The sequence below is a fragment of the Caballeronia choica genome (assembly GCF_001544535.1).
GTDB classification, from domain to species: domain Bacteria; phylum Pseudomonadota; class Gammaproteobacteria; order Burkholderiales; family Burkholderiaceae; genus Caballeronia; species Caballeronia choica.
Genome location: NZ_FCON02000016.1, coordinates 94,835 through 104,378 on the forward strand (window position 1 = coordinate 94,835; position 9,544 = coordinate 104,378).

The 9,544-nt window shown below is 65.6% G+C and carries 6 protein-coding genes; 4 read left to right on the forward strand and 2 right to left on the reverse strand.

The genetic code is table 11. The features are described 5' to 3' along the window. Positions 1–36: 36 nt before the first annotated feature. The 4 genes from smc (at position 37) to def (ending at position 7,750) form a co-directional block, all read left to right on the forward strand. The gene (gene smc / locus AWB68_RS10270) at positions 37–3,555 is read left to right on the forward strand and encodes a chromosome segregation protein SMC (protein WP_087644225.1); all 3,519 of its coding nucleotides are present in this window, start codon (positions 37–39) and stop codon (positions 3,553–3,555) included. 155 nt (positions 3,556–3,710) lie between these two features. Beyond that, positions 3,711–4,964, forward strand: coding sequence for a cell division protein ZipA C-terminal FtsZ-binding domain-containing protein (locus AWB68_RS10275; RefSeq protein ID WP_087644226.1), 1,254 nt, complete (start codon positions 3,711–3,713; stop codon positions 4,962–4,964). A gap of 177 nt (positions 4,965–5,141) precedes the next feature. After that, positions 5,142–7,220, forward strand: coding sequence for an NAD-dependent DNA ligase LigA (gene ligA / locus AWB68_RS10280; RefSeq protein WP_087644227.1), 2,079 nt, complete (start codon positions 5,142–5,144; stop codon positions 7,218–7,220). After that, the gene (def, locus tag AWB68_RS10285) at positions 7,217–7,750 is read left to right on the forward strand and encodes a peptide deformylase (protein ID WP_087644228.1); all 534 of its coding nucleotides are present in this window, start codon (positions 7,217–7,219) and stop codon (positions 7,748–7,750) included. The genes ligA and def overlap by 4 nt, the downstream gene beginning before the upstream one ends. Before the next feature lie 61 nt (positions 7,751–7,811). On the opposite strand, the gene AWB68_RS10290 is transcribed toward def, so the two are convergent. Beyond that, complete coding sequence (locus AWB68_RS10290; RefSeq protein WP_087644229.1) at positions 7,812–8,045, reverse strand: hypothetical protein; 234 nt, start codon at positions 8,043–8,045, stop codon at positions 7,812–7,814. 205 nt (positions 8,046–8,250) lie between these two features. After that, on the reverse strand, positions 8,251–9,544 hold a 1,294-nt coding region (locus tag AWB68_RS10295; RefSeq protein ID WP_143281955.1), incomplete at its 5' end, for a pseudouridine synthase.

The following is a 9,544-nucleotide window of genomic DNA, read 5'->3' on the forward strand; positions in this document are numbered from 1 at the left end:
GATACGCCAAGCATTCTTTTCAACAGCGATATCGCCGTGCGTCTGACCTCGATAAAACTCGCTGGCTTCAAGTCATTCGTCGATCCCACGCATTTCCAGGTCCCGGGCCAACTGGTTGGCGTGGTCGGCCCCAATGGCTGTGGCAAGTCCAACATCATCGATGCCGTGCGCTGGGTGCTCGGCGAATCGCGCGCCTCCGAATTGCGCGGCGAATCGATGCAGGACGTGATCTTCAATGGCTCGACGGCGCGCAAGCCCGGCAGCCGGGCCAGCGTCGAACTGATCTTCGATAACGCCGACGGCCGCGCCGCCGGCCAGTGGAGCACCTACGGCGAAATCGCCGTGAAGCGCGTGCTCACGCGCGACGGCACTTCCAGCTACTACATCAACAACCTGCCGGCGCGCCGCCGCGACATCCAGGACATCTTCCTCGGCACGGGTCTCGGCCCGCGCGCCTACGCGATCATCGGACAAGGCATGATCGCGCGGATCATCGAGGCGAAGCCGGAAGAACTGCGCGTGTTCCTCGAAGAAGCGGCCGGGGTGTCGAAGTACAAGGAGCGGCGTCGCGAGACTGAGAATCGTCTGCATGACACGCGGGAAAATCTCACGCGCGTCGAGGATATCGTCCGCGAGTTGACTTCGAATCTCGAAAAGCTCGAAGCACAGGCGGTCGTCGCGACCCGGTACAAGCAGTTGCAGGCCGAAGGCGAGGAAAAGCAGCGCCTGTTGTGGCTGTTGCGCAAGAACGAAGCGGGCAACGAGTCGGAGCGTCAGCAACGCGCGATCCGCGAGGCGCAGATCGAACTCGAAGCGCAGACCGCGCGCCTGCGCGAAGTGGAAGCGCAACTGGAGACGCTGCGCGTCGCGCACTACAGCGCGAGCGACGCGATGCAGGGCGCGCAGGGCGCGCTCTATGAAGCGAATTCCGAAGTGAGCCGGCTCGAGGCGGAGATCCGTTTCATCGTCGAGTCGCGCAATCGCGTGCAGACGCAGATCGCCGCGTTGACCGCGCAGCGCGAGCAATGGCAGATGCAGGCCGAACGCGCGCGCGGCGAAATCGACGATGCACAGGAAGCGCTTGCGATCGGCGAAGAGAAAGCGGCCGTCGCACAGGAAACGGCGGCGGCGAAGCACGACGAACTGCCGGCGCTCGAAGCGCGTTTTCGCGATGCGCAAGCGCAACTGAACGAGGAACGCGGCGGTATCGCGCAGACCGAACAGGCGTTGAAGCTCGAAGCCGCACATCAGCGTAACGCCGACCAGCAGCTTCAGCAGTTGCAGCAGCGTCACGAGCGTTTGAAGAGCGAAGCGGGCGGGCTCGACGCGCCCGACGAAGCTCAGCTCGAAGAACTGCGCATGCAGCTTGCCGAGCATGAAGAGATTCTCGCGGACGCCCAGGCGCGTCTTTCCGATGCGCAATCGACCGTGCCGCGTCTCGATGCCGAGCGTCGCAGCGCGCAGGAACGCGTGCAGTCGGAAAGCGCGCGGAACCATCAACTGGAAGCGCGTCTCGCCGCGCTGAAGCAGCTTCAGGAAAACGTCCAGACTCACGACAAGATCCAGCCGTGGCTCGACAAGCACGAACTCGGCGGGCTGCCGCGGCTGTGGAAGAAGCTGCACATCGAAGCGGGCTGGGAAACGGCGCTGGAAGCCGTGCTGCGCGAACGGATCGCGGCGCTGGAAGTGTCGAACCTCGATTGGGTCAAGGCGTTCGCCACCGACGCGCCGCCCGCCAAGCTCGCGTTCTATGCGCCGCCGCCCGCCGGCCGGCCGCTGGAAACGCCGCCGGGATTGCGGCCGTTGCTGTCGCTGGTCCGCATCGACGATCCGGGCATTCGCGCCGTGCTGAACGACTGGCTCGGCACGACCTGGGTCGTCGACGATCTCGGCGAGGCCCTTGCGTCGCGCGCGCAACTGCCGGAGGGCGGCGCGTTCGTCGTGAAGGCGGGGCATATCGTGACGCGCGTCGGCGTAGCCTTGTACGCCGCCGATTCCGAGCAGGCCGGACTGCTCGCACGCCAGCAGGAAATCGAGGACCTGACGCGTCAGGTGCGTGCACAGGCGCTGCTCGCCGACGAGGCCAAGGCGGCCGCCGTGCGCGCCGAGGCGGCGCATACGCAGGGCTCGCACGCGCTGTCGGAGGCGCGCTCCGCCGCCGAACGCGCGACCCAGCGCGTGCACGCATTGCAAATGGACGTGCTGAAGCTCGCGCAGGCGCACGAGCGCTACACGCAGCGCAGCACGCAGATCCGCGAGGAACTGCAAGAGATCACCGCGCAGATCGAGGAACAGCGCGCGCTGCGGGCGGAATCGGAGGCGAATTTCGAGCGTCACGACGCCGAACTCGCCGAATTGCAGGCGCGTTTCGAAGACAACCAGCTCGCCTTCGAAGCCCTCGACGAAACGCTCACCAACGCACGCCAGGAAGCGCGCGACCTCGAACGCGCGGCCACCGACGCGAGCTTCGCGGTGCGCGGGCTCGCGGCGAAGATCGAGGAATACAGGCGCAACATCGATACGGCGCACGACCAGAGCGAACGCATCGCGGGCGCGCTGGAAGACGCGCGCGCCGAACTCGAAACGATCAACGAGCAGACGGCGCACACTGGCCTGCAGGACGCGCTCGAAATCCGCGCGGCGAAGGAAGCGTTGCTGCACGCGGCGCGCGTCGAACTCGACGACCTGACCGCGCGCCTGCGTCACACCGACGAAGCGCGCCTTTCCGCCGAGCGTTCGCTGCAGCCCTTGCGCGAGCGCATCAACGAATTGCAGTTGAAGGAACAGGCGGCGCGCATCAGCGGCGAGCAGTTCGTCGAGCAGTTGCAGGCGGCGGGCGTCGATGAAGCCGAACTGCAGGCGAAGCTCACACCGGACATGAAGCCGTCGTATCTGCAGGGCGAAGTCACGCGCCTGAACAACGCGATCGCCGCGCTCGGCCCCGTCAACATGGCCGCGCTCGACGAACTCGCGGCGGCGAGCGAGCGCAAGCAGTTCCTCGACGCGCAATCGGCGGATCTGCACAACGCAATCGGCACCCTGGAAGATGCGATCCACAAGATCGACCAGGAAACCCGCGCGCTCTTGCAAGGCACCTTCGACGAAGTGAATCGCCACTTCGGCGAACTGTTCCCGCGTCTGTTCGGCGGCGGCCAGGCGAAGCTCATCATGACCGGCGACGAAATCCTCGACGCCGGCGTGCAGGTGATGGCGCAGCCGCCGGGCAAGAAGAATTCGACGATTCACCTGCTGTCGGGCGGCGAGAAGGCGCTGACGGCCACCGCGCTCGTGTTCGCGATGTTCCAGTTGAATCCGGCGCCGTTCTGTCTGCTGGACGAGGTGGACGCGCCGCTCGACGACGCCAACACCGAGCGTTTCGCGAGTCTCGTGCGCGCCATGTCAGTCAAGACGCAGTTCCTGTTCATCTCGCATAACAAGATCGCGATGGAAATGGCGCAGCAATTGATCGGCGTGACGATGCAGGAGCAGGGAGTGTCGCGGATCGTTGCCGTGGACATGGAATCGGCCGCCGGATTCGCTCAGAATGCTGGCTGAGCGTGAATGGCATGGGCTTTGAATTTTGAACACAAGTGCGGGGCGGGATCGATGGTCCGGCCCCGGTCGCAGGCGCGGAGTCCTGCGCACGCTGAAGGTCAGCGTGCGCGACAGATCGCGCGGCGCATCGCAAACAAAAGAATGATGGAGCGTGCATGGACGAGTTGACACTCGGTTTGATCGGCGCGGGCGCCGTGGTGGTGGGCGGCGTCGTGGTCTACAACGCGTGGCAGAGCGCGAAGGTGCGCCGCAGGATGCCGCGCCCGATGCCCGACGAGGCGGCGGATTCGCTCGCGCGCCAGGAGACGGATGAGGAACATCCGTTCATCGAGCCGGTGCGGCCCCGCCGCGAACCCGCGATGGGCGAAGCCGAAGCGGGCGAAAACAGCGAAAAGAGCGAAAAGAGCGAAGCGCGCGTCGAGCCGAGCTTCGGCGGCGCGCCGACGCCCGGCGTGTCCTTGAACATGCCGCCGGCCGATACCGCGGTCGATCTCCAGGCCGAGGCGACCTCGACCAACGGCGAGCCGCAAATCGAGGACGACGAATCCGAGCCGATCCTGCCCGCCGCGACGACGATTTCGTCGGCGCCGCCCGCGCTCGTCGACCGGCGTATCGACTGCGTCGTGCCGATTCGCCTGAGCGCGCCGATCCCGGGCGACAAGGTCGTGCCGCTCGCGCAGCGTCTGCGGCGCGCGGGGACCAAGCCGGTGAACATCGAAGGCAAGCCGGAAGGCGAGAACGCCTGGGAGTTGCTCAAGAACGGCGTGCGCTACGAGGAACTGCGCGCAGCGGTGCAACTCGCGAATCGCGGCGGCCCGCTCAACGAACTGGAGTTCTCCGAGTTCGTCACCGGCGTGCAGCGTTTCGCCGACGCAATCGACGGCGCGCCGGAATTCCCCGACATGCTGGAAACGGTCGGCATGGCGCGCGAACTCGACACGTTCGCCGCGCAGTGCGACGCGCAACTGTCGATCAACATCCTCTCCGACGGCGCGCCGTGGTCGGCGAACTATGTGCAGGCGGTGGCCTCGCAGGACGGCCTCTTGCTCTCGCGCGACGGCACCCGCTTCGTGAAACTCGACGCCAAGCAGAACCCCGTCTTCATGCTGCAGTTCGGCGACACCAACTTCCTGCGCGACGACCTCACGTACAAGGGCGGCCAGATGATCACGCTGGTGCTCGACGTGCCCGTCGCCGACGAAGACATCCTGCCGTTCCGCCTGATGTGCGATTACGCGAAGTCGCTGTCCGAACGGATCGGCGCGCGGGTCGTCGACGATCAGCGCCGGCCGCTGCCGGAATCGTCGCTGCTCGCGATCGAAAAGCAGTTGATGACGCTGTATGCGAAGCTGGAACAGGCGGGCATCCCGGCGGGTTCGCCCGCGACACGGCGTCTTTTCAGCCAGTAAGCGCACCGCGCTTTTCCGGACGACACCAATCGCGCTCCCGCCGGAGCGCGATTTTTTGTGTGCGCCCGCACCGCCGGCGCCGGGTTGGCCATCCAGCCGATGCCACGATTTACCGATCTTCTGAGACAATCGAACGATCGGATTGCTCTTAATCGTCACTTACTCCGTCTTGCTCGCATGTCCGCAAAAACGAAAGCCGAATCCGCCGCCACGTCGAAATCCGCCGCCCCGGTGCCGAGCGCCGAGCGCCCGGCGGAGCGCGCCGCATGGCTGCGCTCGGAACTGGAACGCGCGAACTACGCGTACTACGTGCTCGACCAGCCGGATTTGCCCGACGCCGCCTACGACACGCTCTTCAAGGAGCTCCAGCAGATCGAGGCCGACCAGCCCGAACTGATCACGCCCGATTCGCCGACGCAGCGCGTCGGCGGCGAGGTGGCGGCGGGTTTCGAGCCGGTCGTCCATGACGTGCCGATGCTGTCGCTCAACAACGGTTTCGCCGAGGAAGACATCGTCGCGTTCGACAAGCGCGTGTCGGACGCGCTCGGCCACGCGCCGGTGCAGTACGCATGCGAACTGAAATTCGACGGCCTCGCGATTTCCCTGCGCTACGACGATGGCCGCCTCGTGCAGGCCGCCACGCGCGGCGACGGTGCGACCGGCGAGGACGTGACCGCCAACGTCCGCACGATCCGCTCGATTCCGCTGAAACTGAAGGGCAAGAACGTGCCGAAACGGCTCGACGTGCGCGGCGAAGCGCTGATGTTCAAGCGCGATTTCGAGCGGCTGAACGCGCGCCAGCGCGAGGCCGAGCATCGCGAGTTTGCGAATCCGCGTAACGCGGCGGCGGGGAGTCTCCGGCAACTCGATCCGAAGATGACGGCGCAGCGGCCCTTGTCGTTTTTTGCGTATGGCATCGGCGTGCTGGAAGGCGCCGAGATGCCGCCGACGCACGCGGCCTTGCTCGACTGGTACGGCGAATTGGGCTTGCCGGTGAATTCGGAACGCGGCGTGGTCGAAGGCGCGCAAGGCCTGCTCGATTTCTTCGCGAAAACCGGCGAGAAACGCGACGGCCTGCCTTACGACATCGACGGCGTCGTCTACAAGGTCAACCAGCGCGACGAGCAGGACAAGCTCGGCTTCGTGTCGCGCGCGCCGCGCTTTGCGCTCGCGCACAAGTTCCCGGCCCAGGAAGCGCTTACGCAGTTGCTCGCGATCGACGTGCAGGTCGGCCGCACGGGCGCGATCACGCCGGTTGCGCGGCTCGCGCCGGTGTTCGTCGGCGGCGCGACCGTGACGAACGCGACGCTGCATAACGAAGACGAAGTGCGCCGCAAGGACATCCGCATCGGCGATACGGTGATCGTGCGGCGTGCCGGCGACGTGATTCCGGAAGTGGTCGGCGCGATCCTGGATCGCCGTCCCGACGACGCCCGCGAGTTCGTCATGCCCACCGAGTGCCCGGTGTGTGGTTCGAAGATCGAACGGCTCCCGGATGAGGCGATCGCGCGCTGCACGGGCGGGCTTTTCTGTCCCGCGCAGCGCAAGCAGGCGCTGTGGCATTTCGCGCAGCGCCGCGCGCTCGACATCGACGGTCTCGGCGAGAAGATCATCGACCAGCTGGTCGAGCAGAATCTCGTGCGCACGCCCGCCGATCTCTTCAGCCTCGGCTTTTCGACGCTCGCGGCGCTCGACCGTTTCGCCGACAAATCCGCGCAAAACCTGCTCGATTCGCTCGAAAAGGCCCGCCACACGACGCTCGCGCGTTTCATCTACGCGCTCGGCATCCGGCACGTCGGCGAATCGACGGCGAAGGATCTGGCGAAGCATTTCGGCTCGCTCGCACCGATCATCGCGGCGTCGGTCGAGGAATTGCTGGAAGTGAACGACGTCGGGCCGGTCGTCGCCGAATCGATCCACAATTTTTTCAGCGAAGAGCACAACCAGCATGTGATCGAGCAATTGCGCCGCAGCGTGGAGTGGCCCGAGGGGCCGCCCGCGCCGAAAGCGCCGCAGGGCGTGCTGGCGGGCAAGACGGTCGTGCTCACGGGCACGCTGCCGGCCTTGTCGCGGGAAGAGGCAAAGGAAATGTTGGAAACGGCCGGAGCGAAAGTGGCCGGTTCGGTGTCGAAGAAGACCGATTACGTGGTCGCGGGGGCCGAAGCGGGCAGCAAGCTCGCGAAAGCCGAGGAACTCGGGATTCCCGTGCTCGACGAAGACGGTATGCGCAAGCTTTTGGAAGGAGTGACTCCATGATTCGCGAAATACTGAAGATGGGCGATCCGCGGCTCTTGCGCATCGCGGAACCGGTCGAGCACTTCGACACGGCGGAACTGCACGAGCTGATCCGGGACATGTTCGACACGATGCGCGACGCGAACGGCGCCGGGCTCGCGGCACCGCAGATCGGCGTCGACTTGCAGGTGGTGATCTTCGGGTTCGGCTACAACGAGCGCTATCCGGACGCGCCGTCAGTGCCAGAAACCGTGCTGATCAATCCGATCATCACGCCGAATTCGCACGACATGGAGGAAGGCTGGGAAGGATGCCTGTCCCTGCCCGGTCTGCGCGGCGCGGTGCAGCGCTACTCGATGATCCGCTACCAGGGTTTCGACCAGTTCGGCGGCGCGATCGAGCGGCTCGCCGAAGGGTTTCACGCACGCGTCGTGCAGCACGAGTGCGATCACTTGATCGGCAAGCTTTATCCGATGCGCATCACCGATTTTTCGAAGTTCGGCTTCACCGAGATCCTGTTTCCGGGGCTCGACGCGCCGCACGACGATTGACTGACGCGATCGATCGCCGGGAATGAAAACGCGAGGGCCGCTCCAGGGAGCGGCCCTTTTTTCAGGCGAATGTTTTCTTCGTGCCCAGCTCCGGCTGACGGAAGAGCGCGACATGTTCGGGATTCGCCGACGCCTGGAGCCGCCCGTCCGGCAATCGCGCGATGACCACTTCGCCGATGCCCGGACTCATCACGACGACTTCGTCGCGCAGGGCGAGCAGCGCGTCGAGCCGTCGTCGGCCGCTGATGATTTCCAGCCCGGTTTTCGTTTCGCGAACAATGATTTCAACTGACATGGCGGTTCTCCCCAATGACGTCTGAAGCATGGAAGCGGCGCCCTCCAGGCGGTAAAAAGGGCGTTACCTGCCTATCGGATGGATGAACTATTTTCTTTAGCCAAAAATCGACAAAAAAAATCGACGCGCACGATTGGGGTGTGTGCGCGTCGATTTCAGTATTTGCGTCGTTTTTTTGCGACGCCTTGATGACCGGTGAGGCAGGTTAGAACGCTTCGTCCGGCCCCAGATAGCGCCATTGACCGGGCGGCAAGGCGCCGAGCGTCACGCGCCCCATGCGGATGCGCTTCAGTCCGACGACTTCGAGCCCGACCAACTCGCACATGCGGCGGATCTGCCGCTTCTTGCCTTCGCGCAGCACGAAGCGCAATTGCTCGCCGTTCTGCCAGCTCACCTGGGCGGTTTTGAGCGGGACGTCGTCGAGCGCGAGGCCGTGGCGCAGCAGCGCGAGGCTTTCTTCCGGCAGGTGCTGGTCGACATCCACCGTGTGCTCGCCGAATTTCACCCGGACGAGATATTCCTTGTCGACTTCCGAGTGACCGCCAATCAGTTGCTTCGCAATGCGGCCGTCCTGGGTCAGGACGAGAAGGCCGGTCGAATCGATGTCGAGACGCCCGGCCGGCGCGAGGGTGCGCAGATGGTTCGGCGTGAAGCGGATGCCGGACTGGTCGTCGGCCCAGTGGTTCGACGGGTTGACCAGCGTGACCGCCGGCTGGTACCCGTCCTCGGCCTGCCCCGAAACGTAGCCGATCGGCTTGTGCAGCAGGATCGTCACCTGTTGCAACTGGGCGGCGTGGGCGGCGGGCAGGACTTCGACGTTCTGGTCGGGGCGGATTCGCGTGCCGAGTGTGTCGATCACCTGGCCGTCGACGAGCACCCAGCCCTTTTCGATCCATTCGTCGGCTTCGCGGCGCGAACACAGGCCGAGTTCGGACATCACTTTAGACAGGCGCACCAAGCCTTCTTCGCCGGCGCGCGCCATGCGGGCGGGCGAGATGGCGGGTTCGTCGCCGCGCTTTTCGGGGCGGGGCGCTTTGGGGGCGGGTTTTGCCGGGCGATCCTTGAACGGTCGACGCGTGGCGTCGTGGGTCGGGCGGTCGCCGAACGATGGACGCGGGCCTCGGTCGTTTGCGGAAGAACGGGGATCGTCGCCACGCGGCTTGAACGGACGGCGTTCGTTGTCGCCGCTCGGGCGGTCGCCGCGTGGGGCGCCGCGGTCGCCAAACGACGGGCGCGGGCCACGGTCGCCTGCGGAAGAACGCGAATCGTCGCCACGCGCTTTGAACGGACGGCGCTCGTTGTCGCCACTGGGGCGGTCGTCGCGCGGCGCTGCGCGATCTCCAAACGACGGACGCGGACCACGGTCGCCAGCGGAAGAACGCGAATCGTCGCCACGCGGTTTGAACGGCCGACGCTCGTTGTCGCCACGCGGCCGGTCGCCACGCGGCGCGCCACGATCACCGAACGACGGACGCGGACCACGGTCGCCAGCGGAAGAA

Excerpts from the sequence above, each read along its gene's own strand:
- AWB68_RS10275 (WP_087644226.1), top strand. The coding sequence starts at position 3,711 with ATGGACGAGTTGACACTCGGTTTGATCGGCGCGGGCGCCGTGGTGGTG.
- ligA (WP_087644227.1), top strand. The coding sequence starts at position 5,142 with ATGTCCGCAAAAACGAAAGCCGAATCCGCCGCCACGTCGAAATCCGCC.
- def (WP_087644228.1), top strand. The coding sequence starts at position 7,217 with ATGATTCGCGAAATACTGAAGATGGGCGATCCGCGGCTCTTGCGCATC.
- AWB68_RS10290 (WP_087644229.1), bottom strand. The coding sequence starts at position 8,045 with ATGTCAGTTGAAATCATTGTTCGCGAAACGAAAACCGGGCTGGAAATC.